The sequence below is a fragment of the Paenibacillus sp. 7523-1 genome (assembly GCF_002276415.1).
Classification (GTDB): Bacteria; Bacillota; Bacilli; order Paenibacillales; family Paenibacillaceae; genus Paenibacillus; species Paenibacillus illinoisensis_A.
Window position 1 is genome coordinate 15,898 of record NZ_NPBR01000022.1, and the last position, 15,898, is coordinate 31,795.

Annotated in this window: 17 protein-coding genes; 10 read left to right on the forward strand and 7 right to left on the reverse strand. The window is 47.0% G+C overall.

Annotated features, from left to right (window positions below; all coding sequences use genetic code 11):
• Positions 1–48: 48 nt before the first annotated feature.
• On the forward strand, positions 49–837 hold the full coding sequence (locus CHH60_RS22270; protein WP_095361220.1) for a TrmH family RNA methyltransferase: 789 nt from the start codon (positions 49–51) through the stop codon (positions 835–837).
• Positions 838–1,187: 350 nt separating this feature from the next.
• On the opposite strand, the gene CHH60_RS22275 is transcribed toward CHH60_RS22270, so the two are convergent.
• Positions 1,188–2,057 (reverse strand): helix-turn-helix domain-containing protein, encoded by an 870-nt coding sequence (locus CHH60_RS22275; protein ID WP_095361386.1) that lies wholly within the window; start codon positions 2,055–2,057, stop codon positions 1,188–1,190.
• Positions 2,058–2,176: 119 nt separating this feature from the next.
• Here CHH60_RS22275 and CHH60_RS22280 point away from each other — a divergent pair, with 119 nt between their 5' ends.
• Positions 2,177–3,337 (forward strand): Gfo/Idh/MocA family protein, encoded by a 1,161-nt coding sequence (locus CHH60_RS22280; protein ID WP_095361221.1) that lies wholly within the window; start codon positions 2,177–2,179, stop codon positions 3,335–3,337.
• A 340-nt stretch (positions 3,338–3,677) separates the two neighbouring features.
• Here the strand turns inward: CHH60_RS22280 and CHH60_RS22285 are convergent, their stop codons facing one another.
• A complete protein-coding gene (locus tag CHH60_RS22285; protein WP_095292196.1) occupies positions 3,678–3,998 on the reverse strand; it encodes a winged helix-turn-helix transcriptional regulator in 321 nt (106 codons plus the stop codon).
• A 416-nt stretch (positions 3,999–4,414) separates the two neighbouring features.
• Here CHH60_RS22285 and zwf point away from each other — a divergent pair, with 416 nt between their 5' ends.
• The 4 genes from zwf (at position 4,415) to yunB (ending at position 8,756) form a co-directional block, all read left to right on the forward strand.
• Positions 4,415–5,869, forward strand: a complete 1,455-nt coding sequence (zwf, locus tag CHH60_RS22290; protein ID WP_095292195.1) for a glucose-6-phosphate dehydrogenase — start codon at positions 4,415–4,417, stop codon at positions 5,867–5,869.
• A 126-nt stretch (positions 5,870–5,995) separates the two neighbouring features.
• Complete coding sequence (gnd, locus tag CHH60_RS22295; protein WP_095361222.1) at positions 5,996–6,889, forward strand: phosphogluconate dehydrogenase (NAD(+)-dependent, decarboxylating); 894 nt, start codon at positions 5,996–5,998, stop codon at positions 6,887–6,889.
• A gap of 86 nt (positions 6,890–6,975) precedes the next feature.
• A complete protein-coding gene (gene fsa, locus CHH60_RS22300; protein ID WP_095361223.1) occupies positions 6,976–7,620 on the forward strand; it encodes a fructose-6-phosphate aldolase in 645 nt (214 codons plus the stop codon).
• 260 nt (positions 7,621–7,880) lie between these two features.
• Complete coding sequence (yunB, locus tag CHH60_RS22305) at positions 7,881–8,756, forward strand: sporulation protein YunB (protein WP_255248048.1); 876 nt, start codon at positions 7,881–7,883, stop codon at positions 8,754–8,756.
• 77 nt (positions 8,757–8,833) lie between these two features.
• Here yunB and CHH60_RS22310 read toward each other — a convergent pair whose 3' ends face one another.
• Complete coding sequence (locus tag CHH60_RS22310; protein ID WP_095361388.1) at positions 8,834–9,892, reverse strand: M23 family metallopeptidase; 1,059 nt, start codon at positions 9,890–9,892, stop codon at positions 8,834–8,836.
• Between the two features lie 222 nt (positions 9,893–10,114).
• On the opposite strand from CHH60_RS22310, the gene lipA reads away from it, so the two are divergent.
• Together lipA and CHH60_RS22320 are read left to right on the forward strand one after the other, a co-directional pair.
• Complete coding sequence (gene lipA, locus CHH60_RS22315; protein WP_095361224.1) at positions 10,115–11,014, forward strand: lipoyl synthase; 900 nt, start codon at positions 10,115–10,117, stop codon at positions 11,012–11,014.
• 14 nt (positions 11,015–11,028) lie between these two features.
• Positions 11,029–11,424: a YutD family protein gene (locus tag CHH60_RS22320; RefSeq protein WP_255248050.1), complete on the forward strand. Its 396-nt coding sequence runs from the start codon at positions 11,029–11,031 to the stop codon at positions 11,422–11,424.
• Between the two features lie 80 nt (positions 11,425–11,504).
• On the opposite strand, the gene CHH60_RS22325 is transcribed toward CHH60_RS22320, so the two are convergent.
• Together CHH60_RS22325 and ylbJ are read right to left on the reverse strand one after the other, a co-directional pair.
• Positions 11,505–12,308: an NAD kinase gene (locus tag CHH60_RS22325; RefSeq protein WP_095292189.1), complete on the reverse strand. Its 804-nt coding sequence runs from the start codon at positions 12,306–12,308 to the stop codon at positions 11,505–11,507.
• Positions 12,309–12,414: 106 nt separating this feature from the next.
• Positions 12,415–13,668, reverse strand: coding sequence for a sporulation integral membrane protein YlbJ (gene ylbJ, locus CHH60_RS22330; protein ID WP_095361225.1), 1,254 nt, complete (start codon positions 13,666–13,668; stop codon positions 12,415–12,417).
• A 564-nt stretch (positions 13,669–14,232) separates the two neighbouring features.
• Here ylbJ and CHH60_RS22335 point away from each other — a divergent pair.
• The gene (locus CHH60_RS22335; protein ID WP_095361226.1) at positions 14,233–14,610 is read left to right on the forward strand and encodes a globin domain-containing protein; all 378 of its coding nucleotides are present in this window, start codon (positions 14,233–14,235) and stop codon (positions 14,608–14,610) included.
• Between the two features lie 38 nt (positions 14,611–14,648).
• Positions 14,649–15,380 (forward strand): DUF2225 domain-containing protein, encoded by a 732-nt coding sequence (locus CHH60_RS22340; protein ID WP_095361227.1) that lies wholly within the window; start codon positions 14,649–14,651, stop codon positions 15,378–15,380.
• A gap of 11 nt (positions 15,381–15,391) precedes the next feature.
• Here CHH60_RS22340 and CHH60_RS22345 read toward each other — a convergent pair whose 3' ends face one another.
• A complete protein-coding gene (locus tag CHH60_RS22345; RefSeq protein ID WP_095292183.1) occupies positions 15,392–15,625 on the reverse strand; it encodes a hypothetical protein in 234 nt (77 codons plus the stop codon).
• Entirely contained in the window at positions 15,622–15,792 is a 171-nt protein-coding gene (locus CHH60_RS22350; protein WP_095361228.1) for a YycC family protein, read from the reverse strand. Before CHH60_RS22350 ends, CHH60_RS22345 begins: the two co-directional genes overlap by 4 nt.
• Positions 15,793–15,898 lie beyond the last annotated feature (106 nt).

Below are 15,898 nucleotides of genomic sequence, written 5' to 3' on the forward strand. Positions count from 1 at the left end.
TCGGAGTCACCCGGAGTAAATTGAACGGCAGACGGGAAGGATGGAAAGATGGATATCGTATCACCGCAAAATTCACGTGTGAAGGAATGGGCACAGCTGCTGGAGAAAAAGCACCGTACCCGTCAGCATAAATACATCATTGAAGGCATTCACCTGGTACAGGAAGCGCTACGTGCACAGGCTGATCTGGAATGCATCGTTTACGATGGTGAGCAGGGAGTACCTACTGAACTGGCTGGCCTCGAAGGACCACTGCAACGTATAGAATGGATCAGCGTATCGCCGGCTGTGATTGCCAAATGTACGGATACGATGACACCGCAGCCTGTTTTTGCCATTGTTCGTAAAGGTCGTGAGCCGCTGGAAAGCCTGCTCTCTGAAGAGCGTGGGCTTGTTGTGGTGCTGGATGGGGTGCAGGACCCAGGTAATGTGGGGACAATCATTCGCAGTGCTGACGCAGCTGGAGCCGTCGGTGTGGTGCTTGGTGCAGGCTCTGCTGACGTGTATAATCCGAAGACGATTCGTTCAACGATGGGATCATTGTTTCATTTGCCCATTGTGGAAGGGCAGCTGGAATCTATGCTTCCGGAAGCGAAAGCAGCGGGTGTGAAGCTCGTAAGTACCTCTTTGCAGGCAGAGTACTCATGTTATAGCTATGATTTTACTCAATCCGTTTGGCTTGTAATCGGCAATGAAGGCAAGGGGATATCCGAGTCTACGGCAAGGCTTGTGGATGATGCAATTACGATACCGATGCAGGGACAAGCAGAATCGTTGAATGCCGCAATGGCGGCGACGATTTTGATGTTCGAAGCGATGAGACAGCGGATGGTTTAGTTTATAGATCGGTAAATAGTAAGTATGATATAGGACAAGGATTTTAGAAAAACAAATTAAGCTTATTCCTACTTTTGTGAGAGATAGGGATGAGCTTTTTTCTTTTGAAATAGAAAGGTTATCGACCAATCAGAAAAATGAACTGGATCAGAGAGAAACTCTACAGCTATCTGGAGAAGCTCGGACTTGAAATCAGGGAATCCAGCAAAAGTGAATAGTGGGAAGAATCTGAACACTGCTTGTAACCTTCATCTGACATTCAAATATGATGTGGATACAATAGTTCCGAAAATGAATGAGTGAAGGCGAAGGGCATGTCCCTTCGCTTCTTTGTTATGTGGATTCTGAATTCATGCTCTCCTTTGCGCGTTCAGCCGATATTGATGTGGAGTTGTACCCGTAACGGAACGGAATACTTTGCAGAAGTAGGAAGGCGTGGACAAGCCTACACGGTGACCGATTTCCGGGACGCTGTATGAATAGCGGGCAAGTAGTACGCAAGCATGACGAATACGTGTAGCTTGAGTATAGGCGACAATGGTCGTTCCAGTGGCCTTTTTGAATACATGAGACAGATGATAAAGAGACATGTGCAGTTCTGCAGCGAGATCCTTGAGTTGAAAGGGTTCATGGTAATGTTCCTCAATCCACTTCATGATAGCTTCAGCGTGAGGATGAAGAAGACTGTTGAAGGTTGGACGCACGGATTGGGAGAGGGCATGCTTGTCTTCTTCCCAGATGTATTGAATCTGTACGAGCAGGTTCAGTAAAAAGAGCTGGGCAGCCTCCTCTTCTCCTTCTCCATGAAGTCCGTTGAGATGAATCTGCGCGAACTGTTCCATGAATTGCACCAGCATGGAAGAAGAAGGAAGAATGAAAGGTGCAATAGGTGAAGGTTGTCCCAGAAGCTCCTGTACAAAATGATGAGTAGCCGTAAAATGCCGCCAGGTTTCCTTCAGCACATCCAAATCATACATAAGTACACTACGGACAAAAGGATGCTCATCCGTAACCTGAATCTGTACCTGATGCAGCTGAAAAGGACGGAAAATCATCAGTGTACCTGGTTTAAGCGGAAAAGCTTGGCCTTCCGTAATTAACTGACCATATCCATCATGAATGTAGGTAACTTCCATTTGGGAATGGGCATGAAATATTTCACGAAAAGTCGTGGTGGATGTACGTCGGCAAGCCAGATCGAATTGCTCCTTGTCTAACATGGACAATGCCTATTCCTCCCTCAACATGAGCACAAGATCCTTTTATTTTAACACAAGATACACGCATAAAAGCGCTTAATAATTGTGTATTGTGAAAGGAACAAGGGAGGTATGTTTAGATGTTAAAAGTAGCGATTATTGGTGCTGGTGCAATCAGTGGAGCGCATATCTCAGCATATTTGGCCTTTCCCGATCGATGTCAGATTGTAGCTGTGGTCGATATGTACCCTGAAAAAGCACAGAAACGAATGAATGAACATGGACTGAAAAATGCACAGGCAGTAGCGGATTATAAAGAATTGCTGAGCCAGAATATTGATGTGGTCTCTATCTGTACTCCGCCGTATACACATGCTCCCATTGCATGTGACTTTTTGCATGCAGGTACTAACGTGCTGGTTGAAAAACCGATGGCTTCCTCTCTGGAAGAAGCGGATCAGATGCTAAAAGCAGCCGAACAGAGCGGAAAATTTCTGTCGGTCGTGGCACAGAATCGGTTCACTACACCGATGATGAAGCTTAAGGGCGTACTGGATAGTAAGCTGATGGGCCCGATTGTGCATGTTCAGGTGGATTCATTCTGGTGGCGGGGTCATAACTATTATGATCTTTGGTGGCGTGGGACTTGGGAAAAAGAAGGCGGTGGTTGTACGCTTAACCATGCCGTGCATCATATTGATGCCATGCTCTGGATGATGGGTCCACCCGTGGAACTGCAGGCCATGATGGCCAACACGTCGCATGATAATGCGGAAGTGGAAGATGTATCGATGGCCATGCTCCGATTCCCTGGAGGGGCACTTGGCATGATCACGAGTTCCGTCGTGCATCACGGAGAGGAACAGCAGTTAATTTTTCAGGGAAAAGAGGCCCGGGTATCTGCACCGTGGAAAGTGGTTGCCTCAACTTCACGTAGTAACGGATTTCCGGAGCCAAATCCGGAACTGGAGCAACAGATACAGCAGAAAGCAGACACATTGCCGGATGTCATTCACGTTGGTCACGCGGGTCAGGTTGAGAATGTGTTAAACGCCATTGAGACCGGATCACCACTTCTGGTGGATGGACGGAGTGGGCGGAATACACTTGAACTGATTGTAGGCATATATAAGTCCGCGAGTACGGGGGAGAAAGTTACCTTTCCTCTGGAAGCAGGCGATGCGTTCTACACACGTGAGGGTATAATGCAGCATGCGGTGCACTTTTACGAAAAGAAGACAGCAGTGGAGAACTTCGAGGATCTGAGCATAACGCTGGGGACCCAGTTGGAGTCAAAATGAATAAAGGATTAAATAGCAAAAAGATGCCAATGTCTCATGATAAAAGTGAGGCGGCATCTTTTTTTGCTGGATCAGAATCTCACTCATATATGTCATCAAATTTATCATATAAATGGACGATAGTTAGACTATCAAGACTCCCTGGGACTATTCGATCCTACTTATTGGAACAACCTAAATGACACGTGATGTAACTTTGTTACAACATCTACTGTGCTTTTGTAGAGAATTAATCCAAAATACCCCGGTTACCTGCCACTGTCCACTTAAACAAAGGAAACGCTATTTGTGGAATCAAAGGGAACGTTATTGAGTGGTTGAAACTAATTGTGTAATTGCATTACAGCCACTTATCCGCCCATCGCTCCACGGCACTTAATGCTCTTCCCAGCTCCGTCCCTTTGCGGGACAACATATATTCTGTCCGAACTGGTCGCTCTGTAACCACATGGCGCACGACTAGACCTTCTTCCTCCAGTTCTTTCATTCGTTCATTCAGTACGCGTTTGCTCAAGTCAGGGATATAAGCGTGAATTTCACTGAATCGTTTGGGCTCTTCCATCAATGCATGAATAATGAGGGCAACCCACTTCCGGCCAATGATCTGATAAGACTGTTCCACCTTTTCGCATATTTGCTTGGCATTCTCATCATCGCTCATAATAGTACTCCTTTGAATTAGTTATGCTTATTATAGCACTAGTATACTTATTGTAACCTGGATGTCTACAATCATTATGTATAAAATATCACATACCAATTGTTTATAATCTTACCACATAAAGCGTTAACAATAAATAAAAACCCTGTAAACACTGGTGTTCACACGTTAGACATGATTGTTGACGAATTGTGACGACAGGTGTAATATGGGTAACGTTAATTCAAATGGTTACAATTTATAACCTTGGTTTAAGGTTGTGGAGAGAAGGAATGTTCCATGGTTAAATTCGGGTATGTTATATAAACGGAGGCAAGGCGGGTCACGCACCCACTTATTCCGTCTTTTGTCATGCTTGGATTTGAACATTTTGCACCATCATATACTATACTGCACAGATCACAGGAGGCACTCCAATGGACGCAATGACATTTGTCCTGTTCGGGGCAACAGGCGATTTAGCCAAACGCAAGATTTACCCTGCATTATATAACTTGTACATTGATCAAAAAATGCCAAAATCCTTCTCCGTTATCGGTCTTGGACGGCGTGAATTGTCGGATGCTGACTTCCAGGCGAATGTCGAAAAGTCACTGCATGAATTCTCACGGCAAACGCCTGAAGAAGAATCCCAGGTACGTGATTTCATTGGAGCTTTCCGTTATTGTTCCCTGAACAATACGAAGCTTGAGGATTACACGAAATTGCTGAAAATTGTCGAGCAGCGTGAACAGGAACTGAGCATTCCGGAAAATCGCATGTTCTACATGTCGGTTGCGCCAGAATTCTTTGAGCCAATCGCACTGAATATTCAGGAAAGCGGTCTGGGTAACACCAAAGGCTGGAAGAAACTGATTATTGAAAAACCATTCGGACACGATCTGCAATCTGCACGTGAACTGAATGAGAAACTCAGCAATACCTTTGCAGAGGAAGAAATTTATCGCATTGACCATTTCCTGGGCAAACCGATGGTTCAAAATATTGAAACCCTGACGTATGCGAATCCGGTCATTCAGGCATTGTGGTCCAACCGTTACATTGCCAATGTACAAATCACGGCTAGTGAAACTGTTGGTGTTGAAGAACGCGCTGCGTATTACGACCAAAGTGGTGCCGTTCGCGACATGTTCCAGAATCATATGCTTCAATTGCTGATGATGATTGCCCTGCATTTGCCAAAACGCTGCACTCCGCAAGAAATTCAGTTTAAAAAGCAAAAGATTGCTGAAGCCCTTCGACCACTGACCAAAGAAAACATCGCTTCTGAAGTGGTACGTGCTCAATATGGCGCAGGCGAACTGCAAGGGAAATCCGTTGTAGGTTATCTGGACGAGCCTGGTATCCCGGCTGGTTCCCAAAACGATACGTATGTAGCGGCGAGATTGTGGATCGATGATCCATTCTGGAGTGAGGTTCCTTTCTACATTCGTACAGGTAAACGCCTGGCAGAGAAATCCACACGCATCGTAGTTGAGTTCAAGGCGCCGCTCAAAACAGGTCATGAATCTGAAAATACGACCGAGCCTAACCTGCTGACGATTGAAATTGGTCCAGGGGAAAGCATCTCGCTTCAATTGAATGCGAAGAACCCATTGAACCATGGTGAAGTGGAGCCAATTAATATGACATTTGCTTCAGGCAAACGCAATATTCCGGAAGCTTACGAAAACCTGATCTTTGACGCTATGCGTGGAGATTCCACCTTCTTCGCTCACTGGAACGAAGTGGAGCTGGCATGGCAGTGGGTACAACCGATTCTGGAAGCCTTCCAAGATGGCAGTGTACCGCTGGATACCTACAGCGCAGGATCGCAAGGACCTGATTCCGCAGATCGTCTGATTGCAGAGAATGGCTACCGTTGGTGGTAAGCACATCTAAGGCTAACTGAATTTACCGTTCCAATTTTGCATAAGTCCTTCCGGCAAATGGCCGGAAGGCCGTAAAAATTTTTGATATAGATAAACTTATAATTGTTCATAACAGGAGGATTTATCATGAAACTTGGACTTATTGGATTGGGCAAAATGGGATTGAACCTGGGCAGAAACCTGATTGACCACAAACATGAAGTGGTTGCTTTTGACTTGAACACTGAAGCTGTTAACGAAATGAAAGAATACGGAGCACAAGGCGTTTCTTCTTATAAAGAAATGGTTGAGTCTTTGGAATCTCCACGTGTACTGTGGATCATGGTTCCTCACAATGTGGTTGATGCTGTACTGGCTGAAGTAAGCCCGCTGCTCTCTAAAGGCGATATCATTATTGAAGCAGGTAACTCCCACTACAAAGAGTCAATCCGTCGTTATGAGGAATTGAAACCATCCGGTATCCACTACATGGATGCAGGTACTTCCGGTGGTATGGAAGGCGCACGTAACGGTGCTTGTTACATGATCGGTGGAGACCCTGAAGCTTGGGCAATCGTTGAGCCGGCATTCAAAGACACTGCAGTAGAGAACGGTTATCTGTATGCAGGTAAAGCAGGCAGCGGTCACTTCCTCAAAATGGTGCACAACGGTATTGAGTACGGTATGATGGCATCCATCGGTGAAGGTTTTGACGTACTCGAGAAAAGCGACTTCGACTTCGACTTCGAAAAAGTGGCTCGCGTATGGAACAACGGTTCCGTTATTCGTTCTTGGCTGATGGAGCTGACTGAGCGTGCGTTCTCCAAAGATGCGAACCTCGATGAAATCAAAGGTGTAATGCACTCTTCCGGTGAAGGACGCTGGACTGTGGAAACAGCATTTGACCTGCAAACTGCTACACCAGTTATCGCATTGTCCTTGCTGATGCGTTATCGTTCCCTGGAGACAGATACATTCACAGGAAAAGTGGTAGCAGCGCTGCGTAACGAATTTGGCGGCCACGCTGTAGAAAAAAAATAAGTTAATATATAACTGTTAACATATAAGGTTATTCGGGTAATGAATATCATCGTGTTTATAAATTCATCAAGTGGAGGGAACATATCATGAAATTTTTCTTGGATACAGGGAATGTTGAGGAAATCAAACGGATTGAACGTCTTGGTCTGGTGGATGGAGTCACGACCAACCCGTCTTTGATTGCCAAAGAAGGCCGAGTATTTAAAGAAGTGATTCAGGAGATCTGTGGCGTTGTCAAAGGCCCGGTCAGTGCTGAAGTCATCGGTCTCAAAGCCGAAGATATGTTGAAGGAAGCTTATGAAATTGCTGAATGGGCACCGAATGTAGTCATTAAACTACCGATGACCGAAGATGGGCTGTATGCTTGTCATGAGCTCACGCAAAAAGGAATTAAGACCAATGTAACGCTGATCTTCTCGGCAGCACAAGGCCTGATGGCGGCGAAAGCCGGAGCGACTTACATCAGCCCGTTCGTTGGCCGTCTGGATGATATTGCGGTGGATGGCATGAAGCTGATTCGTGACCTGCGTCTTATCCTGGATACGTACGATATGCCGTCCGAGATCATTGCTGCAAGCATCCGCAATATCAAACATGTTGAAGATGCTGCCCTTTCCGGTGCGCACATTGCGACGATTCCTGGATCGCTCCTGCCGACTTTGTGGAAACATCCACTGACAGACAGTGGCATCGAGCGCTTCCTGAAGGACTGGGAAACTGTTCCTAAATAATGTTGCGAAAGATTTATACCTTGTTATAAAGCATATGGCATAAATGAATCAAAGCCTTCACCTTGCAGAGCAATCTGCAGGTGAGGGCTTTTTTTTATTATGAAGAAAAAAGGCTAGGCTATCTGAGTGCACCTCCAATGGTTCAAATAAATGGGGCGATGTTTTGCTACACGGGGTGCTGTCCTTCTTTTTCGGGACAACGGTGCATAAGGATAACATATAACCCTAGAGCTCATCCCGCAGGGAGAGGGGGACACCCGATGATGAGAAAAAGATGGCGGAGCCGAAGACGACGGAAGCCGCCAAGCGGCAAACGCAAGATGTGGCTGATTATTTTACTGGTAGCGGTATTTTGCCTGATGCAGGGCTTTGCGTATGTGGATAAAAAAATGAAGCCTCCAATTATGCATTTGGCCAAAATACGGGTGAAGCAGATTGCTACAGAAGCGATCAACAAGGCCATAACGGCCCAGGTGGCGGAAGGCAAATCGACCGAAGGGCTGATTGACTGGAAAACCGATACTGCCGGTAAAGTGTCCGGTTTCATGCTGAACTATGATGAGCATATGCGTATTACCGCAAGCACGATGAATATTGTGCAGTCCACGTTACAGAACGTGCATATGTTAAAAGAGAAAATCCCCCTTGGTCAGGCACTGGGTAGCCCGGTCCTGGCATCCTTTGGCCCGAATATTCCCGTTCGTATCGAGCCACAGGGGGCTGTGAAGGTCGATCTGAACACCAGGCAGCAGAATGCCGGGATCAACATGATCCTGGTCGAGGTGTACATTCATATCATTGCCGAAGTGGCCGTGGTGGTTCCCTTTGATATGGAGCCAGAGACGGTAGATACCGAAATACCAATATCCTACCTGCTCGTGGTCGGGGATGTGCCCATGTATTACTACGATAATCAGGGCAAGCCGGTGGGCAGTAACGGCAGCAGTGCGCCATCCATTGCATTACCATCAGGCCAGGCCGGGGTATCCGGTGGTACTGGCGTGACACCGAACCCTTCCGGTCAGAACCAGCAGCAGACACCAGGCGGTAATATGCAGGGAGATGAGCTGGAGCTTGAACCTGATCTTACAGGAGAAAATGGTGGTCTACCGCTCGATACAGACGTAAATCATTGAAGTGATTTGAATTGAATCGAACTAAAGAAGTTCAATCAATAAAAAAACGGGATCCTCTTCTAAGAGGTCCCGTTTCTTTATTTGCTTTTCGCCTTAGCCTTCTTCTGCTCACGTTCTTCCCGTTCCCAATGCTTCAAAAGCGGATAAGGGTCAAACGACCATTCCGTCAGTCCGGTATCCCGGTAGATTCCGTAATGCAAATGGGGGGGGAATTTCCCCTGGGTACCTGGTTTACCATAACCAGAGCTGCCGACCCAGCCCACAACTTGACCGGGGGTAACGACCTCGCCAATATGGGCATTCTTATCAAAACCGGATAGATGAGCGTAGTAGTGATAGTGGTTATTCAAATCACGGATACCAATCCGCCAGCCGCCGAAGGGATTCCAGCCCTTGATCTCCACGACACCGTAACAGGTGCTGCGCACGGGAAGTCCGTGGGGAGCGAAAATATCTGTTCCCTCATGGATACGATAACCACCCCAACTGCGTTTGGTCCCCCATGTGCTACGATAGGAATAATTCGTGCCGAGCGGAACGGGAAATGCATGGCTAAACAAATCGATGCTGTCAAAATGCTCATATAATTTCGCAAACTGCTGAATGCGCTGCACAGCTCGAGTATTATGATAATACTCCCACAGAGCAATGCTGAAGTCCTCCTGACGGGCTCCGAATCTCTGAATGGCGTTCGCCATACTGTACAGCACATCCAGATCGTTGTTGGCATCCGCCAGTCCATCTCCCGATCCATCCCGGCCGTATCCATTAAAAAAAACGATGGAGCCCGGCTGTTGATCCGTCTCATCCGGGTTAAGCCAGCCTCTCCAGGCGGGAGATGTCATGAAAATCCCGGTTAGTCGCTCCGCGTGCTTGCGGTCTTTGGGATGAGCACGCGTCAGAGTTCGTTCATACTGGTCGATGGCTGCGAGTCTGAACCAGGGAATGCCGGTTATTTGTTCAATGCTCTCATATAAACTTCGGCGTGCTTTTAAAATCTCCGCTGGTTTCATTTCGGAAAGTTCGGTTTTGGACGACACAGCGGAGGATTCACCATGAACATCAACAGGCAAGAATGGGAGAAGCAATGTGCCTGCAAGTAGGGTTTTAATCCAAAAAGAGTGAGTGAAGCGCATTTTGATGCGATTTTGCACAGGGAAGCAGCCCCCTTTCCATTGAGATGATGCACAGGCGTGCCCGGTAAACCAAGCTATAACCTAGCGTTCTTCAAAAGTCCTTATTTTATCCGTGTAAGGGTGGATTGCACAAGATGTGACAAATGGGGGTTTTTCCAACGCTTTCATGGTATAATATGTTCCGAGCAACAGCCTAACTTCATTAGAAAGAGGGTTTACGCATTGGCTAAACGTGTTAAGGAACCGAAACCGGACTGGATTCGGATTAAATTGACAACCGGCGATAACTATCAGGAAATGAAAACGATGATGCGTTCGAAAACGCTGCATACAGTATGTGAGGAAGCACGATGCCCGAATATTTATGAATGCTGGGCCAATCGAACAGCTACTTTTATGATTTTGGGCGACATTTGCACACGGGCATGCCGCTTTTGCGCGGTGAATACCGGCTTGCCGACGGAACTTGATTTGCAGGAGCCAGAACGCGTCGCAGAAGCTGCGGAGCAAATGAACCTGCAGCACTGTGTTATTACAAGCGTCGCTCGTGATGATTTGAAGGATGGCGGAGCGACTATTTTTGCCGAGACGGTAAAGGCAGTTCGACGCCGCTTGCCTTTATGTAGTGTAGAAGTATTGATTCCAGACTTCCTGGGTGATCGGGATTCCCTGAAAATTGTCATGGATGCCAAACCTGACATTCTTAATCACAACATTGAGACGGTAGAACGGCTATCAGACAAAGTCAGAGCTAAGGCCAAATACAAGCGTTCACTTGAATTGCTTGCTCGTGCCAAAGAAATGCAGCCCAACATTCCAACCAAATCCAGCATCATGCTGGGTTTAGGTGAGGAATACCAGGAAATTTTGCAAACCATGGATGATCTGCGTGCTGTGGATTGTGATATCATGACGATTGGTCAGTACCTGCAGCCATCCGAGAAACATCTGTTTGTTGAGAAGTATTATCCGCCAGAAGAGTTCGCAGCATTGAAGCAGGAAGGACTGAAACGTGGATTCAGCCACGTTGAATCCGGACCGATGGTACGCAGTTCCTACCATGCACATGAACAGGTTAAATCTGCTGCAAAACATGCGGAACAGGCGGCAACACACGCATAATGGAGGACACTGGATTGGAAGAAGAAAAAAGCACTGAGCAGGTTCAGGACACGGCCCAGGATCAGCCTCAGGATAAACCACAAGAAAAAGTACAGGAAAAGATCATCGTTCAGGTGAACGGTAAAAATTATGAGATTGTGCAGAACTATAAAGAAGGCTGGAACCCGGAAGTTTTCCGCGACCGGTACAGTGAAGTTCTGGAGCGCTACGATTACATTATCGGAGACTGGGGCTACAGTCAGCTGCGGCTCAAAGGCTTTTATCGTGATAATCATCCCAAAGCCACGAAAGATTCCACCATCTCAAGCATGGTGGATTATATTAATGAATATTGTAACTTTGGCTGTGCTTACTTTGTTCTTCAGAAGAGCAAAGAACAGCCTCAAGCCAAAGCAAAAAGCGGCTCCTGAGAAGGGCCGCTTTTTTTGTGCATGTTATTATATCCGGGAGTGTTCTTTGTGAACACCAATCAGCATGATTCGGAACCAGGCTAGTCCAAAAAGGCAGTGCGAACCCGGTTCCAAAACGGATAGGGGCGATAACGGGCAAAGCTTACCTTGTGACTTGCAACCTGACAACGTACGGAGATCAGATCCTCCACCATGACATTGACATGATCGATTGTCAGCAGCAGCCTTTGGTCCTTACGCGAGAAGATGTCACAGTGATGGTGCTTGGGCAAAATAACCGGTGAACCCAGCGTCCGATAGACACGGTTATTGATCGAAGCAATTTCGGCAATCTGAATTGCCTCAATAGTCGGATGTACCATGGCACCACCCAGGGCCTTATTATAGGCTGTACTGCCTGAAGGCGTGGATACGCAGATCCCGTCCCCCCGGAACATCTCGAAGGTCACGTCATTAATGTCGACTTGGGCTACGACCGTACCATCCACACCTTTTAACGTAAATTCATTTAAGGCAATATAGGAGGTGTTACCCGATTTTTTACGAATCTCAAGCTCAAGCAGCGGGTATTCTACAATTCGGGGTTTGAGTCGTTCGGGATCCCCTTTTCCGCTCATCAATCGTACCAGTTCCTGTAATTCGTCTTTCTTCCAGTCGGCATAAAAACCGAGATGGCCTGTATGAACCCCAACAAAAGCAATGTCCGGGATCCGGTCGATGAAATTGTGAAATGCTTGCAGCATTGTTCCATCGCCTCCGATGGAGATAACAATCTCCGGCGACTCTGCATCCAGCTTGAACCCTTCTTCTTTTGCCAGCGCATGAAACTGCTGACTCAGATCAATCGATAACTGGTCTCCGCGGTCTTGAACATAGTATCTCAAGATGAAAGCTCCTTTGTGGTCATTATATTACCGATGATAATCAATTCCAGAGCAGAACACAACGTTGGATTGATATTCATTCGAAATATAGGTGCGCAAGCAGGGCTTATTTTTGGAACCTTCTCGGGAAGAGCAGGGCACGAAGCAGAGAAAAGAACAGCAGCAAAAGCAGCACGCCGCCAAGGATCACGAATCCGAACAATATAATTTGTCCCGCGTCTGGTGAGTATATAACTGTAGCTACAGGTGAAGAGCTGGTCTCACTTATGGCGGGCCATGCGGTTGGACCCATTATGGGTACCCACAGTAGTAAAACAAGTATAGGTGCAATCACAGCATGTATGGCTCTGGCAAACAGAAACGGCCCATATCGCATCGGCGTGTTGCTGAGTATGCTCATGATCTGGGCATGTACCGACAATCCTCCCCAGGACAACACAAATGCAGCAGCGGCAGCCTTATAAACAAGGGGGACGGCTGAACCTGCTCCTCCGGCTTCCTTGGCTCCAAGAGTCACTTCAAACAAACCACCTACAAGACTCTGTGATAAGGCAGGCGGCAAGTTCATGAAGGTGAGCAGCTGCTCTGTCATTTGATACAGCACGCCAAGTGATCCGGTCTGTACAAGTAACTCCATCATGACAGAGAAGAATACAACAAGCCCACCTACGATAATAATAAGGCGAAGGGATGAGGAGACAGCCTGGCGCAGTAGTTCTCCAAATGCGCGCCCATCTGCCAATCGTGCCTCATGCATGGCATGGATAGCCTGTATGAATCTGCTGCCCTTTTGCTTCACGGTTGAGGTTGAAGGCGTAGGGGATGGAGAAGATGAGCTAGCTGCTCTTCCATGGAATCGCATGAGCAGACCAACGATGAAGGCAGCGGCATAGTGAGAAGCGACCAGAATCGGAGCAACGGCTACATTGTGAAAAAAACCGACGGATACCGCACCGATCATGAAGATGGGATCGGATGAAGTAGTGAAGGCCACGAGCCGCTCACCCTCTTCCCGCGTGACCAGCTTTTGATCCCATAATTGCGCAGTTAATTTTGCTCCTGTCGGATAGCCGGAAGCGCAGCTAACCGCAAATACAAAACCTCCGCTTCCTGGAACACGAAACAGGGGGCGCATGAGTGGATTTAACAGGGTCCCGAGAAAATGGACAATGCCGAAACCGAGCAGCAGCTCAGAAAGAACCAGAAAGGGAAAAAGCGACGGGAATAACACATCCCACCATATGGAGAGCCCTCTCACACTTGCATGCCAGGTCTCTGCAGGGAACAAGACCATAAGAAAACAGAGAACGAGGAGAGCGAGTGTAATCAGAACATGGGTAAGTTTGTGTGAAGCTGCCATGAATACCTCTCCTTTATATGATAATGGTCGATAAGCCTGCTGCAGTGAGTGTCGCTTGTGCCATCAATATATGAACCAAAGCGGACAAACAGTACAAATTAATATCCGGAAAGCGCTTGCAAAAATGGCTGTATTTTTAAACGATGTATGCTAAAATGATAAAAAACGCCTGAACGTCACCTATTTGTCCAATAAAGGTGAAATTCAATTCGGATGGAGTGATGATTATGAGTCTTGTCACCGGAATCCTGGTCTGTGCTTTTGTCTATGTAATACGTGCCTCGCTTGTACGCTCTGAAGAAGAGGATTGGCGAAGTTATTAATGGAATATATGGTGCGCCAATCTTGCGATTGGTGCTTTTTTTGTGTCTTCTGAAGTGAACAGGCTCTAGAGAAAAAGGATCGAAGACATCTTGACTTGCTGATGTTAGATAGGACTTTTGGGATTTTTTTGATAGAATGATGATAAAGGTGATGGCAACCTGATCTCAATTTTGTTTTCACATTTAAGCATTGATGTGTAAGATATGCCAAAATTCGACACGACTAGTGAGGGTTAGATGAATGAATCCCAATCTGAGTATTTATGAAAATCTGGGCGGAGAACAGGGTGTTCGGGCATTAGTTGAAGCCTTTTACCCTATAGTCCAGCAAAACGAACAACTAGCTCCTCTATTTCCGGAAGATATACAGCCGGTTATGGACAAGCAATACATGTTTTTGTCTCAGTTTTTCGGTGGACCTGCGTTGTTCTCTGAAGCGTATGGTCACCCAATGATGCGTGCCCGCCATATGCATTTTGAAGTGACCGTTGAACGGGCACACGCCTGGCTGGCATGCATGGATCAAGCGTTGACACAGATCGGTGTGGAAGAGCCGTTGCATTCTTTTGTCCTGCAGCGTTTGTCGGGGCCGGCACATCATTTTGTGAATACGCCGTAACTCCGAATACAGGTAAAACGGGAGAGGGATGGAAACAAGTGGAATTAGAGCCTCTATATAAGGTGAAGGTCACATGTCATTATTGTGAAACCGAGTTTGAAACCTCCAGAGTCAGACCGAGCTTGAAGCGGCCCTATCGGACTGATTCCGATTTTTGTGCCTACTATAAGCTGGAGAACCCGGATTTCTATGTTGTGCGTATCTGCCCTGAATGCGGGTTTGCATCGACAGAGAACTCGACAGATAAATTGACTGACAAGCAGCGACTTGCGTTCAAGGAACAGATCGGTAATCGTTGGGAGAAACGGGATTACAGCGGATCACGGACACTAGATCAGGCACTGGCCACATACAAGCTCGGTCTATTTTGTGCTCAGGTAATCCAGGAGAAGGATCGCATTGTAGCAGGACTGCTGCACCATATCGCCTGGCTGTATCGTTACCGGGAAGATCATGAGCAGGAACGGCGCTTTCTGGAGTTTAGTCTGGAAGCTTATGTTAGAGTGTTCGAGCGGGAAGGTGCGGGCAGTAATGAAGCAAGGCTGCTGTACCTGCTTGGTGAGCTGAATCGCAGAGCAGGCCACTTCCACGAGGCCGTCAAATGGTTTGGGCGTGTCATTCACGATAAACGGATCACGGATGCGGCCATGATTCGGGCTTCCAGAGAGCAGTGGGCCCTGCTGAGGGAACAGATGATATCTGGCAGGATGGAACTGCCTGAAGAAATGATTGAAGCAGATAAAGAGGCTGCTAAGCGCAGCCCCATCTAATTAAACTTTGATTATTTGCGGACCGGTTTACTGGAGAGCAGATAATCACTATCGTTATCAATAACGGTCATGCTTCCATTGCAACAAGGAAAGACCAGCAATTTCTTTTTGCCTTCACGAATGCGTACAAGCTCTCTCGGTTTGAGGGGCAGCAGCACATTGCTCGCTTGGCAGAACGGGCATTGCTGTACATAGATGTCCCCCATGACAATATCATAGGGCCAGCTGTTTTCAAAAGGGATCATTCCTGCTCGCCTTCCGAAGGGGCTGGTTTGGATGCTTCTTCTTTGGCCAATTCGGCAATCTTCTGCAACAGGATGTGCTGGGGCATGTGCATCAGATGCTCAAGCGGTACGCCAAGGGATTCTGCTAATTTGACGGCTGTGTCAGCCGATATTTGTAAAGGTTTCATCACATTTACCTCCTGAAAAAGTGGCTTAAACTATTTCTCTAGTATAGAGATAGAGCACTCATAAAACCAGTTTTTAATTGAAGTATTTTAGTTCAAATCCTTGAAT